Below are 16,343 nucleotides of genomic sequence, written 5' to 3' on the forward strand. Positions count from 1 at the left end.
GATGACATGAATTATAAAACCTTCGAAATATCCTTCATACTGTTTAAAATATAATCCGCTTTTCCTTCTAAATCTTCCTTCCTGCTCGCACCCGATAAAACGCCCACTACTTTAATGTTACTATTTCTCGCAAATGTAACGTCTGTTAATGTATCACCTACCATAAGCACATCTTCTTCAGTTAGTGAAAATTTTTCTTTAAACATATGATAAAAGTCACTTTCAGGTTTTGTCCTATTCACACCATCATCTGCACCTAAAAAATCTACATAATCATATAACTCAGTCATTTTCAGAGAATGAATAGCTGCATCAACATCGTCTGCCGTAACAACCCCAATAATATATTCATTGTCTTTTAAATATCGTAACGTTTCCTTTGCACCTTCCACTTCTGTAAATACAAGATCATCTGCTGTAGAGTACTTTTTGAATAGAAGACATACATTTTGAATAAAATTCTCTTTATCCACATATTGATTTTCTAATAACGAATACCATGCAGCCGCAATAAAGTAATTTGTGCGACAAGCTAGTAAACTCGTACTCTCAAAATCGTTATCATTCATACCAATAATCGTTAAGTAGTCTTTTCGTTTACTTTTTTCATTTGGATACGTTTGAAATATATCATCTAACACACGATGCACAATTTTGTACCAAACTGCATCTAACTGTATTAATGTTCCATCTTTATCAAAAATAATCGCTTTATTCACCTTTTATTCCCCCTGTAACTTCATTCCATGTTTTTATATTTTTATTCTGAACTTTATTATGAATAGGATTAATAAATGCTACTAATTCGTCCTCTTCCCATCCCTCAACTCTAGCGTACGCCCCTTCATTTAAAGAGAATGCAAAAGTTGCATCGCTGCCGTATTCTTTTTCAATCGTTTGTCCATTTATAAGTAGTCTCCACTCACACGGTTTATCTGTTTGAACGTTATAAATAATATTTCCTTTAACCTCATCGCCGACAGCAATCGTTTCACCTTCGTTTTGAATATCTATCGTTAGTTTTCTAAATCGAGAGAAATAAATTCTTCCGTTTTTGATCGCAAATTTCAAGTTTTTAATTGATAAACCGTTACATAATACATATGTTCCTGGATCACCGTAAATTGATGGGTCTTTTGATCCTGGGAATGTTTTAGACGGATGTAAATGAGAGTCACTTCCTCCTATTCCCCAGATTTTAAGACCATTTGACCACATTTGATCGAAACAACGCAAAGCTTCTAAAGTAGATGATTTACTTTTTTTATACGTTGGATCACACATAATTTCCATCGTATGAACATTTTCTAAGTTAATATTAACTTGGTTCGCCCAAGGCTTCATAAATGGATGATTCACACTCAATAAATACCCTTTTTCTTTCATGAGTGAAAATAGTACATTCATTTTTTCAGCACTAAATGATTCATCTACATACTCTGTAAAATCAACGAATTCTCTTATACCAAATATGTTGTAATGACCGAAAGGCGTTGTAAGTTCCATAGATGGTATAATTAATGTGTTTCCTTTTTCATAAGATGGCATAACAATATTGTGCTCCGTCGCATATAAAAAATCTAATTCTTGTTTTTCACATACTTTCATTCCAAGTTCATCATCTATCTCGCCATCTGTTAAATCTGTATGTTCATGAAAATCCCCTTTGTACCAGCGATGTTCTTCATTTACTACCTTATTAAAACGGTCTTCATCGATAAAAACATTTCCCATACAAAAATGATCTCTATTATACTTTCGTTCCAACTGATCATTCATTTCTATATTTACTGTATAGTCAATTTTTCCCCCAGTAAACTTTACTACTTTCTTTGCACAATGAGGGATATATACGACTTCTAATTCCCAATTACCTGACTGTATTTCTCCTCCAATACAACCAGCGGAACAAAACTTTGAATCTTTCGAAACGACTAGTTTTTCATTTACAATTGGAGTTTGATATTGTATACGTACATAACCGTTAGGATCTCTCAAGATTAGTAAAAGCGGAATTTTCCGGCTGTCCCCTTGATCAATTGTTAATGTAAAGTTTGTAATATCAGTTTCATCCATTTGGAAACAATGTTTATTTTTTACGAATGGAGAAAGTGTTATCGTACTTGTTATTTCGATCATAGTTCTCACACCTTTTTAAGTGAATTTTAGAGGTACTTCCTTCGTTCAAAAGCACCTCACGTTCGTACTACAACAGGTTTATTTCTTCTTTTTCAGAACTTTATCTAATTCTTCTTGCGCAACTTTAGCTGCTTCATCTAATGCTTTCTTTGCTGGAACCCCTTCAATCTCTACTTTATCTTTAGCTACATTTAAAGCGTCATTGATTTTTCCGCCCGTTGGATCTACAAATGGTTCCACTCCATTATTGTTAGCTTGTTCTAATGGAACTAATGCTTGTGGTTGTTTTTTAACAAATTCAGCATATGGACCGTACTCTGTTACATTGTTACGAACAGGAATATAGCCTGTTGCCATTGACCATTCAGCCGTTTTCTCCGTACTTGTCGCAAATTTCATAAAGTCATATGCACCTTTTGCTACTTCTGGATCAATATTTCTCGTTAATGTGAATAAATATGTTTCTAATTTTGGTGCTGGTTTATTATTATCCCAAGCTGGTTGTGGCAATGCGTCAAACGTGTTAAGACGTTCTTCTTCCGTCATTCCTTTACCTAATGATTTGAAAACAAATGCTTGGTCACCAGATGATCCTGTAAACCCTAATGTTCTGCCTTCTACTAAATCAATTACCGTTTTATCCCAATATTCCCATCCAGTACCACCTGAATGTATTTTCATAATTTTATCTTCATGAAGCCATGTGCGGAATTTCTCCCATACCGTAACCCAAGTATCATCGTTAATTAATACTTTTTTACCATCTTCACTTAATACATTGCCACCAGCACTACGGACTACATCAATTAAGTTTGATGTCCCCCACATTGGCATCCAGCCAGCATATGAAACATTTCCGTTTTCACCACGTTTTGCGACTGTTTTTGCTACCTTTTCTACACCTTCCCACGTCTTTAAATCCTCTTTTGTAAAGCCATTTTCCGCTAATGCCTTTTTATTGTAATAAAAGATTTGTGTTGTACCGTAAAACGGAATTCCATATAACTTCCCGTCAATTGTTGCTTGCTCCATAAAACCTTTTCCGTAATCTTCCTTTTTAAAATCAGTATCATTTTTAACAGATTCATCTAAAGGTACGATTAACTGTTTTTTAACATATTCTTGAATGACGTCTGAACCTAGTAATGCGATTGCTTCTTGGTTATTCGCTGCAAATCCACTTTGTAGCTTTTGATAAGACTCATCGTAGTTACCCGCTTTCGTCGTTTTCACTACATATTTGTCCTGACTTTTATTGTATTCTTCCACGATCTTGTCTACACGATCTGCAAGAGAACCACCCACTCCATTTATGAATGGAACAACAACCTTCTCGCCTTCTTTACTTGCTTTAACAGTACTTCCTTTTCCGCCTGAACAACCCGCAAGTGCACTAACAAACAACGTTAAAACTGTTAGAAGCATGAATAGTTTTTTCATCCCATATATCTCCTTTACTATTTAATTACCCCTTTATTCCTGAATCAGTAACACCAGATAAGAACCATTTTTGTAGAATTAAAAATACGATTAAGAGCGGCACCGTTGCGATTGTACTTGCAACCATAATGTGTGACCAATCTCGTCCTAAAGAACTATTAATGAAATAATCAGCAATTCCATTCGTAATTAGCTTTTGTGTATTATCTTTCAAAATAAGAGCTGGCCAAATGTAATTATTATAGTTACCAATAAATGTGACCAATCCTAATGTTACAAATGATGATCGTGTCATTGGAAAAATAATCTTCCAAAGAATTCGCCAATCACTCGCTCCATCAATTTTGGCTGCTTCTACTATTTCAAAACCAACTTTGTGGAACGTTTGTTTCAAATAGAAAATACCGAATACGCTAACAGCCATAGAAATCATGTATCCAAAATGTGAATCAAGTAGACCAAACTTCCCTAACATTACATATACAGGAACATACGATACAGCTCCAGGGATCATATAGGTTGCCATCACAACACTAAACGTAATATTCTTGCCTTTAAACTTATAAAATGCCAACATATAAGCAAAAAGCGCTGACGAAACAAGTACATATATAGTAATGATGAAAGAAGTATAGAAACTATTAAATAAATATGTGCTAAATGGAAGTATATCTAATACTTGCTGATAATTTTCCCAGTGAAATTCTTTAGGCCAAAAACCTCCTTGTAATACTTCACTAGATGTTTTAAACGAACCAAGCACCATCCATATGAATGGAAAAATAAATAGTATACTTGATAATGCTAGAAAGAGATGCTTTACGATTAATGAACCTTTTTTCATATTATTCACCTTAATAGTTCACCCACTTGTCACCTATTATTTTGTTTATAACAGATAGTAGTATTGTAATGATTAGTATGATAAATGCGATTGCTGTTGCAGATCCCATATCAAATTGTTCAAACCCTTGTTGGAAGAATAAATAAAGTAACGTACGCGTCGAACCACTAGGTCCACCTTGTGTTAAAATTTTTATTTGATCGTAAGCCTGCACTGAAGAAATTGTATTGACAACAACTAAGAAGAACGTTGTTGATGAAACCATAGGCAGTGTTACATATCGAAATTTCTGCCATGAATTTGCTCCATCAATACTAGCTGCTTCATATAAACTATCTGGAACTTTTTCTAATGCGCCGATATAGAAGATCATCGTCCAACCAACTAATTTCCAAACTGTCACAATAATGACTGCTAACATCGCTGTTTGACTACTTTGAAGCCAGTCCAAACCTGGTATCCCGAAAAAGTTTAGAACTTTATTAATAACTCCAAATTGAGGTTCATATAAGAGTGACCACACAATGGATACAGCTATTGTTGGCGTTACCCAAGGTGAAAAGATCATTAATTGGTACAATGCAGAACCTTTGAATTTTTTTCGGAAGAATAATGCGAATCCTAAACCTAATGCAATCGTTGGAATCACTGTTCCAATTCCGAAATAAAACGTATTTAGCAATGCTTGCATAAAAGAATCTTGTGTAAATAAATTGAAATAGTTTTCTAAACCAACAAAATTAAAATCATTCGTCATAAAATCCCAATCAGTAAAACTAATACCTAAACTAATGAAATTCGGAATAATCCAAAATAATATTAGAGGTATTCCAACTGGTATCAAAAAGAACACAGCTTTTGATAGTTTTATTTGCATTCTTGCCACCTCCTAATTCATATTGTACGAGTATATTATTAACACAATGTTGTTAATTTGTTAACTAATTGTAAAAACAACAAATAAACAAAATAAAACAACATATAAACAAAAAGAAAACTATTTCTCAACTTACTAAGAAATAGTCTTCTTTTTGTTTTTCTATACTGTTATTACTTCTACCCCATTACTTGTTAACACATTTTGCCACGCCTCATCGAGCTTAGCGTTTGTATATAATGCATCTATATCACTAAAATTCCCGCTTTTATAAAACTTTGTTAAATTAAACTTTGACTCATCTACCATCATTACAACTTGTTTTGCATTATGCTTTAACTGCTTATATATTTGTGCATCTTCAATATACGAACATGTTAGTTCCTTTTCTAAAGAAATTCCATCACACGAAGCAAATAACTTATTAACAGTAAAATGGTCAAGATAGTTTAACGTCATTTCTCCAGACAATGCTAATGAATTTGTATTCAATATTCCTCCAATGACTATTAACCTGCAATCAAAGGAATCATATTGTTCTTTAAGCTCAATAATTTTATTTACAGCTGGTATCGAGTTTGTTAAAATCGTCAAATTCTTTTTATCGTGTATGTAATCCAAAATTTGCATTGTGGTTGTCCCAATTTCAATTGCGATAATATCATTATCTTCTACGAGTTTACTTGCTTCCATTGCAATTTTTCGTTTTTCTTCAATATTTTCAGCTCGGCGCTTATTAAAATGAAATTCTAGTGTCTGATCTTTTTTCTTAATTGCACCACCATGTATTTTCGTAAGCTGCCCTTCCTTGTGCAACATATCTAAATCTCTTCGTATCGTTTCTGTTGTAACATTCAATACCTTCGCTAAATCATTTACCATAACTCGGTTGTACTTTTCTAATTCATCTAGTATGTGTTTTCTTCGTTCAAATTGCGTGTACGATTTCATTTCATTAACACCTCTTCAAATTACGAAAAATATTGTTTTTCTAAAAACTCTTATTATTAGTACGACTTAATCGTTACTTTTAACATAACATCATTTACAGAAAGAAGGAACGATTATCTTCACTATATTCCGTCAAAGGAACAATGATATATATCACTATATTCATCATACTTTTTTATTTCAGGAAATCTATTTGTTTGGCGCCCTTTTTTATAAAGAGTGCACTTTTTATTTTCATCTAAAATTCAAATTGGTTTAACAATAAAAACAAGATTATAACAAATAAAAATTTATTGTTAAACGATAAATTTCATGTTAGATTAAATAGATAATTAATAAATGAGGTGCTTTATATGAAACAAGGTTCAACACTCTTTTTAAAGACAGCTATTATTCTGATTGGAATCCCTGTTCTTGCTTTATGTATATTTTTAGTTCCTAACATAGGGAAATATGCAGCGGAATTGTTCCCGGATATTGCATTTATAAAATATCTTGTTTTAATCAATCTATATGCAACCGTGATACCTTTTTATTTTGCTCTATATCAAGCCTTTAAACTTGTAAGCTTCCTTGACAAGGGTAACGCTTTCTCGAAATTATCTGTTAGGGCTTTAAAAAAGATAAAAAACTGCGCAGTAACAATCAGTATTTTATATGTGGTAGGTATGCCACTCTTCTATCTTGTAGCAGAGAGAGATGACGCACCAGGTATTATTATACTTGGCATGCTCCTAATCTTTGCTTCAATGGTTATCGCAGTCTTTGCTGCCGTTCTCCAAAGACTTTTAAAAGATGCGATAGATATAAAATCAGAAAATGATTTAACGGTCTGAGGTGAATAACATGGCAATAATAATTAATATTGATGTAATGTTAGCTAAAAGAAAAATGAGTGTAACAGAGCTTTCGGAGAAGGTTGGAATTACAATGGCTAACCTTTCTATATTAAAAAATGGAAAAGCAAAAGCAATTAGAATTACAACTTTAGATGCTATTTGTAAAGCATTAGAATGCCAACCTGGGGATATTTTAGAATATCAACCTGAAGATACCGAATAAAAGAGTCCTTCTATTAATGAAGGACTCTTTTTATTGCTCATTACGGCGCGAAGCTAACTTGACCCGTCAAAACTAAAATAATTGCGATGATCCAAAATATAAAAAATGATGAGGACAGTACTAATGAAATAATAGCTATCCCCTTTTTCTCTGTTTTTTTCGTCATTGTGATTATTGAAAGTATAATACCTACACCTGTAAGAGCAATCGTTACATAATCTCCAACTATATTTCCCGCATTCGCTATTCTCGTCGGAGTTATAAAAACGAATAAAAAACACATAATTCCGATGAGTAAAGATATATAGCTTATTATACTGTACTTCTTTTTGGGAACTATTTCGGTTTTCATAATACCCACCCCTTTTATATAGCTATGTGTTCATATTAGCATGAATAACCATAATTTGGTTAAAACAAAAAAACAGATACAGTGGAAACTTCCACTGTATCTGTTTTTTATTTAATATATAAACCTGCTATTTCAATTACAGGAGTAAGATCTTTCATTTTCTCCTCTGATAATGCGGTTTTCATCTTACTATCAAATTTTTCATGCACTTCTTTATACTTAGCTTCATTTTGTAACTACTAAATCCGCCCTATCCCTCGGCGATTCCGCTTCCCAATAATGCTCCTCAGCTTTCCAATACCTACTTTGAAATTTTGAAAGATTCTTCTGCGTTTCTGGACTTTCACGTAGAAACCTTGTCTCTCTTGAACAATCCAAATACACCATATAATGAAAGAAATCTCTCCATTCTTTTCGCTGAAGAAAAACTCCTTCTATAATTATTACACCTACTAAAGGAAGCTGTATTTCTTTCATTTCACATGAGTCTGTTTCATCATGATAAAAAGGTAATTCTAATTCAATGTCGCTTTGTAACTTTTGAAAAAGGTTTCGCAGCAACCAATCGATATCCCATTGAAGGTTGTAGTACTCATACCACTCTTCAAATCCAGTATTATATCGCTTGTTACGCTCGGTAATATGATCGTCAATATGAAAAATATGAAACGAGATTCCATTTCGTTTCATATTTTCTTCTAATTCTTTAACCAACGTTGTTTTACCCGAACGACTTAGTCCGTCTATACCTAGTATAAATCGCTCATCATTTTGTTCCTTAATAACTTTCATTATTTCATTTGTGCTCATTACTTTTGCCAATCTTCTTTTAATAATGAATAAACGACCGTGTCATGAGCAACATCATTTTGAATCATATATTTCCGAAGTAATCCTTCTTCTTGAAATCCGACTTTTGTTAATAAATTACGGGAAGCTTCATTTTCTATATATACGACAGCTGCAATTCTTATAAATTGCAACGTTTCAAATCCATAAGCTAGCATTGCTTGCAGTGCTTCGGTTGCGTATCCTTGTCCCCAATATGTATCATCTAGCTCATAACCAATTTCAGCTCGTTTATGATGATTGTTAATTAAATGAAACCCACACGTACCAATTAATTGATCCGTGCCTTTCTTCTCTATTCCCCAGCGAAATACACTTCCCTCTTCATTACGCTTTCTAAACGTTTGAATTGTCGTTTTCGCTTGCTCAACATTTCCGAAAGAGTCCATTCCAAAATAACGAATAACGGATTCTTTTGAAAAATAATGGAACATCGTTTCTGCATCTAATAGTGTAAGTTCTCTTAATAGTAAACGTTCTGTCTCTAATTTTGGAAACCCCATCCTCTTTTTCTCCTTCTATTCTAATGAACTACAAATTTCAATATAATTACCGTCTGGATCGGCAATGTAAGCAATTGTTTGTCCCCACGGTTTTACGATTGGCTCAACTAGAACTTTCACCCCTTGTTCTTTTAATTTCTCAATCGTTTCCTTTACATCCTCTACAACAAACCCTAACTCAAAATGAGAAGATTGTAGTACACCTTCTGTAAGAGGTAGTCCCGTTAACGCCTTAACATCCTCTCGTGTATTCATCGCTAAAATTGTTGCTCCTGTTTCAAATTCAATATATGTACCGTGCTCTGCTCTTATTGGCAATCTTAAAATTTCTTTATAAAACTGAAGACATTGTTCAAACTTTTCAACATATAAAATAATGTATTTCATTTTTAAGTTCATACTTATTCCCCCTTTACCTTCACCTCTAAAAATTCGACAAATATTTTTAAAAACCTTGTAACTTATTGAGATGAGCACAAAAAAATGAGGCCGATTTCTCGGCCCCCCAGCTTATTGGCATAAAACAGGAGATTTGGTTTGGACATAACCAGTTCTTACATTTATTATATTTTATTTTTTCTGAATTTTAAATATAATAAACACCTATTTATATTGAGAAAGTTTTTTTACTTGCATAAAATCATACCGCTTAAGAAATGCTACAAATGGAGGTGTATACATATGGAACCAATGCTATGTCCAAGCTGTAAAACGAACCGAACGCGCTTTAATATTCTTGAGCAACAAGTAAAACCAGTAAAGTTAAATCCACAAACTGGTCAAGTAGAAGAAGAATACACAAATGAAACGATGAACGCTTTTCATATGGCTTATCAAGGACCTACTTACCGCGTTCAATGTGCTGTATGCGGGCTTGTTGAAAATCCAGAACAATTTATTAAACCTGCGCAAAATCAGTCTTTCTCATAAAATCATTACTATCCCTTATAGAAATAGATTTTTCTTTAAGGGATTTTGCCTTTTAATGAGGTAGTACAAAACGTATTTCTTCCTTATTATATTTTAAACTCCATACTCTTCTGGTAATATTTACATCAGAGAGGTGAAATAAATGATATTTAATAACAGATTAATGATTCCATCCGCATTACTACTATTAGTTTGCCACATGATCATACTCTACTTTTGGATCTTCGACTGGAAGAAAATAACGACTCCCTATGGACTATTTATATGGATAGGATCAACTATTTGTGGCTTTTTACTTTATTATCATTTTAAAAACCAAAAATCTAATAAAAAAATATTAATCGGTAGCTCATTATTATTAATAGCTTCCTCATCATTTATGATTTTGTTAGGTGTTGTTACAGGTGTTATCTTTATTATCGTTAGCTCTATGCCTTAATTACATAGTTTTTATTATATAAAAAAGAATGAACAAAAAGAATTTTTTACATAACAAAAGAAGATGATTCCCATAAATCCTAATACGAAATCATCTTCTTAAAAATTTCACGATTTGTTACAATATTTCCTTTTTTAACTTTTTAATTTTCCAAAATAAATTAATAAATATATATAAATATATACAAACAAAAAATCCTATCATACCTTTATATAATCCAGATTCTGATACTCCAAAAAAACATAAGTACAGCGCTGGAATTAACATTGCAAACATAATTGCAATGAACTGTAACAACTCAGTAAGCTTTTGTATCTTCGTTTCCTTGTCTGAATATATATCAGGCAATTCATTTACCTCTTCTACTTCCTTACAAAAATAATTCCATCCTGTAAAACTCGTTACGCGTTTCCAACCAGACATTTCGTATATTTCGAAATACTCTTGTTGTTTTTCTTTTGAATCTCTATAAACCAATCTAAAATCTGCTTTATAAATTACATCTTTCGGCTCAGTTTTCTTAAACGTATACATTACATTATACTTTTGTAGCGCCCAGCCTTGTTGATGCATTTTTCTTAAAAAGGCTTCCTCTTTTTCTAAACTCCATCCTACGTAAAATTTAAATACCCTTTTTGTCTCCATCTTCCATTCACTCCCCTAATATACTGTTTCCATTCCTTACAGATCTCTGCAGTCTGTTATACTCTAGCTCTAACACTTCTCTCCCAAACGGTGTTAACTCGTAGCACTTCTTTCTGTCTGTAGAGGCAACTTCAACAATCAATTTCTCTTTTAATAACTTCGTCGTATTCCCATATAAAGTACCAGGACCGAGCTTTACTTTCCCATTTGTCATCTCTCCTACCATTTGCATAATTCCATAACCATGCATTGGCTTTACAAGTGACAACAATATGTAATATGTCGCCTCAGTTAATGGAATGTATTTTTGCGCTTTCGCATTCATTATAACTACCTCCGATACATCGCTTCATGATATATCGACTTACGATACACCGTATAACGATATTGTATAATCATATTCCAAAATATGCAAGTGTGATATTAAAATTAAATATCTATTTCTTCAGATTAAAAAATCATACTAATTTTCTGAATAATTTGTTAAAATATAGAAATATCCACTTTTATTTTGAAAGGAATGATACATATGATAAATAAATTAAAAGAAAACATAGGATCTGTTTTTGTCGGTAAGGAAAATGTAATTGATTTACTCCTCGTTTCACTGCTTGCTGATGGACATGTACTACTTGAAGACGTACCTGGTACCGGAAAAACATTACTAGCAAAAACAATTTCTAAAAGCATTGGTGGTAATTTTTCTCGCGTTCAATTTACCCCTGATGTACTTCCGAGTGATGTAACAGGTATTGAATATTTCAATCCAAAAACTAGTGAATTCGAATTAAGACTTGGACCAGTTATGACAAATATACTACTCGCCGATGAAATTAACCGCGCGATGCCGAGAACACAATCTAGTTTGTTAGAAGCGATGGAAGAACGACAAGTAACGCTTGAAAAGCAGTCTACTCCTCTTCCGAAACCGTTCTTTGTTATTGCGACGCAAAACCCGATTGAATCACAAGGAACTTTCCCTCTTCCAGATGCACAACTTGATCGCTTTTTAATGACGATTTCAATTGGTTATCCTTCTCCTGAAGATGAATTAAAAATGATGCGCCGTTTTCGTAACAATGCACCGTTAGAAAGCGTCACATCTGTCATTTCTTTAGAAGACATTTTAGAAGCACAGAAACAAGTGAAAGAAATTTTCGTATCAGAACCGTTAGAACATTACATTATTAAGCTTGCTCACGCTACAAGAAATCATGATTACATTGCTAACGGTGTAAGCCCGCGTGCTACATTAGCTTTAGTACGTGCGGTTCAAGCACTAGCCTTTTTACGCGGCAGAGAATACTGCACACCTGAAGATATACAGTTTTTAGTTCCTTCCGTTTGGAATCACCGTATCGTCTTATCGATGGAAGGAGCTTTACGTACGACAAAAAATGAATTAATGCAAAGGATTTTAAAAGAAGTAGACGTACCTGTGGAGATTGAACAAGCATGAATGGACAGCGCGTTGTAACTGTACCTTTATTTTTTCAGCTCCATATTATTCAATTAACTGTGCCAGGCGCTATACTATTTACGTTTTTTCTGCCGCAACGAATTATTATGTTTCTCTTTTTCTTCTACTATTTATTTGCGATTTTCATTTATAAATATGTCGCTTACATAGAGAAAAGATTTCAAGTTATAAATGAAAAACAAACAACTCGGCTTTTCCCTGATGAATCTGGACAGTTTTTTATTCATTTAAAAAATGGTGCAAATATACCACTCGTTAACGGCGTTTGTTATTTTCATTTAGATTCATCTCTTATACCGCATAAGGATCAAGGGATTGAACAAATATCGAAAACGTTATTTTCTTTCCCATTTTCACAACCTGCTCATTCAGCACAAAAATGGGATTTAACATTAACCGCAACGAAGCGTGGTGTGTTTCAAATTGAACAGTTCGAATGTGTTTTAAAAGATCCTTTTCATCTTTTAACTGTACATTTACCTGTTTTCGATAAGTTAAAGACTGAAATTATTGTGTACCCTTCTCCTAAAGAGGTAGGCGGTTTACAAGAACTTCAGCAACTATTAACAGGTTCGTATCGAACGAATTTCTCTTTTTACAATGATGAAACATCCATTATCGGTGTTAAACGATATGAACGTGAATCTTTCCGCTCTATTCATTGGAAAGCATCTGCTAAAATGCAGGCATTACAAGCGAAGCAATATGAACCTGTAAAAAATTATAGTTGGACGATTTGTCTTTCTTTAGCTGCTGATCGTGGGTTTGGTTGGAAAGAAAATGTAGAAGACCTTATTTCATTTACAACGTACATTTGTCAATATGCAACGAAGCATCAAATTCCGTTTGAGTTATTTATTAGTGTTTTAGCAGAAGGTGGCCCTTTGCTTTTACCATTAAACGAAGGACAAACACATTATGCCAAAGCGTTAGAAGAATTAGCACGTATTTCAGATGATAGTACGCTACTTCCGAAACAAGGATTTCTTCACTATGTAACGAGAAAAAGGGAACGCTCATCTACAATGATATACATTGGTTTGCAGAAAAAGGAGCTCCCTCTTCTATCTCAGCCTACGTTCCTCATTAATAATGAAGGGATGGTGGAAAAGCTTGAAAACTTGGCTCTATCACGTTAATGACTTTATTCTGCTCCTCCTTCTTTCATTATTAACGGAAAGAGATGAACTCATTGGTATTGCTATATTTTTAGTGACCGGTTATGTAGGAGTATTTCTTATTCATAAATTTATGAAGAAAAAAACAACAGGTTTTGTACTACTGTTAGTTATTCAAATAATCGGTTGTTCTTTATTTCTACCTTTCTCTATTTTAGGCACAATATTATTACCACTGTTTTTCTTTATCGTACACTCTGTTGGACCGGGATATCCAGTACAAAAATCGTTAGGCGGTATTGTATGGTTTGTCGTTTCAGCTATATTTTATGCCCCCTTTCCGCCATTGTGGAAATTGTTACTATTAACTTTACACATTATGATTGCATTTTGGTTAACAGGTTCCAATCGTAATCAACAGCTATTACGTTTCACTTCTATTATTACGATTGGAATAATTAGCGCTTTACTTATTCCGGTATTTCCTTATATTCGGCTTCTTTTTTCTTATATCATACAAGTAGTTGCCTTAGGATTTGGTTATGCTTTAAATCCATTGTTCTCGGCAGCTGCATTAAAAGATACAGACGACTTTTGGTCGAATAAAGGAAATTTAAAAGATTCTCAAATTAAAGAGGAATTGGGGCAGCGTCCTTTTGATCCAACTCTCATAAATAGCATTACAATAATAGCCTGTACAGCCATCGCTATTTACGTCGTTTGGAAAATAGTAAAAAAACGAAAACATTTAAGTTTACCAAATATGCCTGTCTTTGAATCTACAATCATTACTGATAAAGAAGGCATTAGCCAAAAACGCTTCAAACGAAATAAACCACCACATAACGAAATTCGAAAAGAAATTTTCAAACTCGAGAGTAAGCTATCTCCTCCTTTAAACCGAGAACGAGGAGAAACTGTTGAAGCTTGGCTAGAGAGAATTAATGATGAAGAAGAGGTAAATATTCAGAGTCATATTATTATAGACGCGTATAATGCAGTGCGTTATTCAAATGGTGAAAACACTGTACTTCTGCATGAATTTAAGGAAGAGGTTTATAAGCTTTATGCGTATCAGAAGAGTTTGAAGAAGAGAAAATGATGTATACAAAAAGACTCCTATTAAACTAGGAGTCTTTTTGTGTAAAAGTCCACGTTGCTTTTCACAAATTATGCTTTTTTTCCTGCTTCAATTTCTAAAGATTCTTCATGCCACCAAAGTGTTTCTTCAGGATCCTCTTTAGCAATTTGATGTGCTTCTTTTTTCGATTCTACAGTAGGATAAGAACCTTTTAGTGCACGTCCTGAGGTTGTGACAAACAGTACACTAAACACAATTAATCCAATTACACTTACACCTGTTAAATAAAATGCTGGTGCCAGTGGATTACCAGTAGCATGAACTAAGTATGAACATACGAGCGGTGTTGTACCACCGAATATAGATACAGAAATATTAAAGGAGATAGAAAGCGCACGATAACGTACATCGGTGAAAAAGAGTGCTGGTAATAACGAAGGCAATGTTCCTTCATAAACACTAAGGAAGAAACCTAAAATGAAAATACCCGCAAACATGGCTACAATATGTCCGTTACCAATTAATAAAAATGCTGGAATTGAACATAATGCTAAACCAAGTAAACCAATTTGTACTACGCGTTTATTACCTACTTTATCACTTAATTTACCGAAATAAAGTGCCAGTGGAATCATAAGTGCCATCGTAATTGAAATAATTAATAAGCCAGTTGTTTCTTTGACTTTTAGTACTTGTGTTAAATAAGAAGGAATATACGAAAGGATCATATAGTTTGTAATGTTAAAGAAGGCAACAATTACTGTGCTTAATACGAAGTCTTTTTTGTGATATTTTAATATATCCATAAATGAAAATTGTTCGTTGTCTTCAGATTCCTCTTGTGCTTTTTCCATCTCTTGAAAGATTGGAGATTCATCTAAATGACGTCGTAAATATAAACCGACCAAACCAATTGGTGCAGCAATTAAGAAAGGAATACGCCATCCCCAGCTGAGCATTTGCTCATCTGTTAATAATAACGTCAAAATGGTAACAATTACCGAGGCAGCAATGTAACCTGAGAGTGTTCCAATTTCAAGACCACTACCGAGTATACCACGCTTTTTATCTGGAGAAGATTCTGCGATATAAACCATTGCTCCTGAATATTCGCCGCCTGTAGAGAAGCCTTGAATCATTCGAGCAATTAAAAGTAGTATTGGTGCCCATACACCAATTTGTTCATAGGTTGGTAGTAATGCGATGAATAATGTAGAAAGTGCCATTAAAATAATAGTTGTACTTAAAACAATCTTTCGGCCGTATTTATCTCCTATTCTACCAAAGAAAATACCTCCGATTGGTCGAACGAGAAAGGCCGCCGCAAATGTACCAAATGTTAGTACAAGTTGCAAACCACTATTATCCACACCTGAGAAGAATAATTGACTTAAAATTACCGCTAAATACGCGTATAATCCAAAGTCAAACCACTCCATTGCATTCCCAATGCCAGTAGCAATAACTGCTTTTTTCGCTTGTTTAGAATTGACAATATTAACGTCTTGAGGTTCAAAATTTAAATCATTATTTTGTTGCATATAGTAAAACAGCCCCTTATTTAATTTAACTTCTTTAAGCACACCTTCTCTTACTAGAATAAATTCAATACGAAGCACTTAAGGAAAAGCAA

The 16,343-nt window shown here is 33.5% G+C and carries 20 protein-coding genes and 1 pseudogene; 7 read left to right on the forward strand and 14 right to left on the reverse strand.

The features are described 5' to 3' along the window. Positions 1–11 precede the first annotated feature (11 nt). From NSS97_RS15380 to NSS97_RS15405, 6 genes are all read right to left on the reverse strand, one after another. Entirely contained in the window at positions 12–719 is a 708-nt protein-coding gene (locus tag NSS97_RS15380) for an HAD family hydrolase (protein WP_341113208.1), read from the reverse strand. Then, entirely contained in the window at positions 712–2,139 is a 1,428-nt protein-coding gene (locus tag NSS97_RS15385) for a CehA/McbA family metallohydrolase (RefSeq protein WP_107886703.1), read from the reverse strand. The genes NSS97_RS15380 and NSS97_RS15385 overlap by 8 nt, the downstream gene beginning before the upstream one ends. Positions 2,140–2,217: 78 nt before the next feature. Continuing rightward, positions 2,218–3,579, reverse strand: coding sequence for an extracellular solute-binding protein (locus NSS97_RS15390; RefSeq protein WP_341113209.1), 1,362 nt, complete (start codon positions 3,577–3,579; stop codon positions 2,218–2,220). 25 nt (positions 3,580–3,604) lie between these two features. Further along, a complete protein-coding gene (locus tag NSS97_RS15395; protein ID WP_044438221.1) occupies positions 3,605–4,423 on the reverse strand; it encodes a carbohydrate ABC transporter permease in 819 nt (272 codons plus the stop codon). A gap of 10 nt (positions 4,424–4,433) precedes the next feature. Next, complete coding sequence (locus NSS97_RS15400) at positions 4,434–5,300, reverse strand: carbohydrate ABC transporter permease (RefSeq protein WP_002200097.1); 867 nt, start codon at positions 5,298–5,300, stop codon at positions 4,434–4,436. A 162-nt stretch (positions 5,301–5,462) separates the two neighbouring features. Then, positions 5,463–6,251, reverse strand: coding sequence for a DeoR/GlpR family DNA-binding transcription regulator (locus NSS97_RS15405; RefSeq protein ID WP_107886701.1), 789 nt, complete (start codon positions 6,249–6,251; stop codon positions 5,463–5,465). 353 nt (positions 6,252–6,604) lie between these two features. On the opposite strand from NSS97_RS15405, the gene NSS97_RS15410 reads away from it, so the two are divergent. Together NSS97_RS15410 and NSS97_RS15415 are read left to right on the forward strand one after the other, a co-directional pair. Then, on the forward strand, positions 6,605–7,087 hold the full coding sequence (locus NSS97_RS15410; protein ID WP_044438219.1) for a DUF2975 domain-containing protein: 483 nt from the start codon (positions 6,605–6,607) through the stop codon (positions 7,085–7,087). A gap of 10 nt (positions 7,088–7,097) precedes the next feature. After that, complete coding sequence (locus NSS97_RS15415; RefSeq protein WP_000974615.1) at positions 7,098–7,313, forward strand: helix-turn-helix domain-containing protein; 216 nt, start codon at positions 7,098–7,100, stop codon at positions 7,311–7,313. A 40-nt stretch (positions 7,314–7,353) separates the two neighbouring features. Here the strand turns inward: NSS97_RS15415 and NSS97_RS15420 are convergent, their stop codons facing one another. From NSS97_RS15420 to NSS97_RS15435, 5 genes and pseudogenes are all read right to left on the reverse strand, one after another. Next, a complete protein-coding gene (locus NSS97_RS15420) occupies positions 7,354–7,665 on the reverse strand; it encodes a hypothetical protein (protein ID WP_002190010.1) in 312 nt (103 codons plus the stop codon). A gap of 110 nt (positions 7,666–7,775) precedes the next feature. Next, positions 7,776–7,901: pseudogene (locus NSS97_RS30515) on the reverse strand (DUF3887 domain-containing protein); the annotation flags it as partial. Continuing rightward, positions 7,891–8,475 (reverse strand): kinase, encoded by a 585-nt coding sequence (locus tag NSS97_RS15425; protein WP_341113212.1) that lies wholly within the window; start codon positions 8,473–8,475, stop codon positions 7,891–7,893. The gene NSS97_RS15425 and the pseudogene NSS97_RS30515, both read right to left, overlap by 11 nt. Next, a complete protein-coding gene (locus tag NSS97_RS15430; protein WP_044438213.1) occupies positions 8,475–9,017 on the reverse strand; it encodes a GNAT family N-acetyltransferase in 543 nt (180 codons plus the stop codon). Before NSS97_RS15430 ends, NSS97_RS15425 begins: the two co-directional genes overlap by 1 nt. Before the next feature lie 15 nt (positions 9,018–9,032). Next, positions 9,033–9,416, reverse strand: a complete 384-nt coding sequence (locus tag NSS97_RS15435) for a VOC family protein (protein WP_044438211.1) — start codon at positions 9,414–9,416, stop codon at positions 9,033–9,035. A 282-nt stretch (positions 9,417–9,698) separates the two neighbouring features. On the opposite strand from NSS97_RS15435, the gene NSS97_RS15440 reads away from it, so the two are divergent. Both NSS97_RS15440 and NSS97_RS15445 read left to right on the forward strand, forming a co-directional pair. After that, positions 9,699–9,947: a hypothetical protein gene (locus tag NSS97_RS15440; RefSeq protein ID WP_000433610.1), complete on the forward strand. Its 249-nt coding sequence runs from the start codon at positions 9,699–9,701 to the stop codon at positions 9,945–9,947. Between the two features lie 142 nt (positions 9,948–10,089). Beyond that, positions 10,090–10,386 (forward strand): hypothetical protein, encoded by a 297-nt coding sequence (locus NSS97_RS15445; RefSeq protein ID WP_044438209.1) that lies wholly within the window; start codon positions 10,090–10,092, stop codon positions 10,384–10,386. A gap of 117 nt (positions 10,387–10,503) precedes the next feature. Here the strand turns inward: NSS97_RS15445 and NSS97_RS15450 are convergent, their stop codons facing one another. Further along, on the reverse strand, positions 10,504–11,031 hold the full coding sequence (locus tag NSS97_RS15450) for a DUF2812 domain-containing protein (RefSeq protein WP_341113215.1): 528 nt from the start codon (positions 11,029–11,031) through the stop codon (positions 10,504–10,506). 7 nt (positions 11,032–11,038) lie between these two features. Continuing rightward, positions 11,039–11,356: a PadR family transcriptional regulator gene (locus NSS97_RS15455; protein ID WP_341113217.1), complete on the reverse strand. Its 318-nt coding sequence runs from the start codon at positions 11,354–11,356 to the stop codon at positions 11,039–11,041. Positions 11,357–11,560: 204 nt separating this feature from the next. On the opposite strand from NSS97_RS15455, the gene NSS97_RS15460 reads away from it, so the two are divergent. The 3 genes from NSS97_RS15460 to NSS97_RS15470 are packed head-to-tail and all read left to right on the forward strand — an operon-like array spanning position 11,561 to position 14,731. Beyond that, positions 11,561–12,490 carry an AAA family ATPase gene (locus tag NSS97_RS15460; RefSeq protein WP_012261180.1) on the forward strand — a complete coding sequence of 310 codons (930 nt, stop codon included), beginning with the start codon at positions 11,561–11,563 and terminating at the stop codon, positions 12,488–12,490. Further along, positions 12,487–13,650, forward strand: coding sequence for a DUF58 domain-containing protein (locus NSS97_RS15465; protein WP_044438205.1), 1,164 nt, complete (start codon positions 12,487–12,489; stop codon positions 13,648–13,650). Before NSS97_RS15460 ends, NSS97_RS15465 begins: the two co-directional genes overlap by 4 nt. Beyond that, positions 13,625–14,731, forward strand: coding sequence for a DUF4018 domain-containing protein (locus NSS97_RS15470; RefSeq protein WP_044438204.1), 1,107 nt, complete (start codon positions 13,625–13,627; stop codon positions 14,729–14,731). The genes NSS97_RS15465 and NSS97_RS15470 overlap by 26 nt, the downstream gene beginning before the upstream one ends. Positions 14,732–14,799: 68 nt before the next feature. On the opposite strand, the gene NSS97_RS15475 is transcribed toward NSS97_RS15470, so the two are convergent. Beyond that, positions 14,800–16,251 (reverse strand): MFS transporter, encoded by a 1,452-nt coding sequence (locus tag NSS97_RS15475; RefSeq protein WP_341113220.1) that lies wholly within the window; start codon positions 16,249–16,251, stop codon positions 14,800–14,802. Positions 16,252–16,343: the final 92 nt, after the last annotated feature.

Origin of the sequence: Bacillus sp. FSL R12-0074, from assembly GCF_038005725.1 — a bacterium.
Lineage (GTDB): Bacteria > Bacillota > Bacilli > Bacillales > Bacillaceae_G > Bacillus_A > Bacillus_A mycoides.

What these genes read in the sequence shown, in the direction of transcription:
- NSS97_RS15385 (WP_107886703.1), bottom strand. Translation starts at nt 2,139, where the DNA reads ATGATCGAAATAACAAGTACGATAACACTTTCTCCATTCGTAAAAAAT.
- NSS97_RS15390 (WP_341113209.1), bottom strand. Translation starts at nt 3,579, where the DNA reads ATGAAAAAACTATTCATGCTTCTAACAGTTTTAACGTTGTTTGTTAGT.
- NSS97_RS15395 (WP_044438221.1), bottom strand. Translation starts at nt 4,423, where the DNA reads ATGAAAAAAGGTTCATTAATCGTAAAGCATCTCTTTCTAGCATTATCA.
- NSS97_RS15400 (WP_002200097.1), bottom strand. Translation starts at nt 5,300, where the DNA reads ATGCAAATAAAACTATCAAAAGCTGTGTTCTTTTTGATACCAGTTGGA.
- NSS97_RS15405 (WP_107886701.1), bottom strand. Translation starts at nt 6,251, where the DNA reads ATGAAATCGTACACGCAATTTGAACGAAGAAAACACATACTAGATGAA.
- NSS97_RS15410 (WP_044438219.1), top strand. Translation starts at nt 6,605, where the DNA reads ATGAAACAAGGTTCAACACTCTTTTTAAAGACAGCTATTATTCTGATT.
- NSS97_RS15415 (WP_000974615.1), top strand. Translation starts at nt 7,098, where the DNA reads ATGGCAATAATAATTAATATTGATGTAATGTTAGCTAAAAGAAAAATG.
- NSS97_RS15420 (WP_002190010.1), bottom strand. Translation starts at nt 7,665, where the DNA reads ATGAAAACCGAAATAGTTCCCAAAAAGAAGTACAGTATAATAAGCTAT.
- NSS97_RS15425 (WP_341113212.1), bottom strand. Translation starts at nt 8,475, where the DNA reads ATGAGCACAAATGAAATAATGAAAGTTATTAAGGAACAAAATGATGAG.
- NSS97_RS15430 (WP_044438213.1), bottom strand. Translation starts at nt 9,017, where the DNA reads ATGGGGTTTCCAAAATTAGAGACAGAACGTTTACTATTAAGAGAACTT.
- NSS97_RS15435 (WP_044438211.1), bottom strand. Translation starts at nt 9,416, where the DNA reads ATGAACTTAAAAATGAAATACATTATTTTATATGTTGAAAAGTTTGAA.
- NSS97_RS15440 (WP_000433610.1), top strand. Translation starts at nt 9,699, where the DNA reads ATGGAACCAATGCTATGTCCAAGCTGTAAAACGAACCGAACGCGCTTT.
- NSS97_RS15445 (WP_044438209.1), top strand. Translation starts at nt 10,090, where the DNA reads ATGATATTTAATAACAGATTAATGATTCCATCCGCATTACTACTATTA.
- NSS97_RS15450 (WP_341113215.1), bottom strand. Translation starts at nt 11,031, where the DNA reads ATGGAGACAAAAAGGGTATTTAAATTTTACGTAGGATGGAGTTTAGAA.
- NSS97_RS15455 (WP_341113217.1), bottom strand. Translation starts at nt 11,356, where the DNA reads ATGAATGCGAAAGCGCAAAAATACATTCCATTAACTGAGGCGACATAT.
- NSS97_RS15460 (WP_012261180.1), top strand. Translation starts at nt 11,561, where the DNA reads ATGATAAATAAATTAAAAGAAAACATAGGATCTGTTTTTGTCGGTAAG.
- NSS97_RS15465 (WP_044438205.1), top strand. Translation starts at nt 12,487, where the DNA reads ATGAATGGACAGCGCGTTGTAACTGTACCTTTATTTTTTCAGCTCCAT.
- NSS97_RS15475 (WP_341113220.1), bottom strand. Translation starts at nt 16,251, where the DNA reads ATGCAACAAAATAATGATTTAAATTTTGAACCTCAAGACGTTAATATT.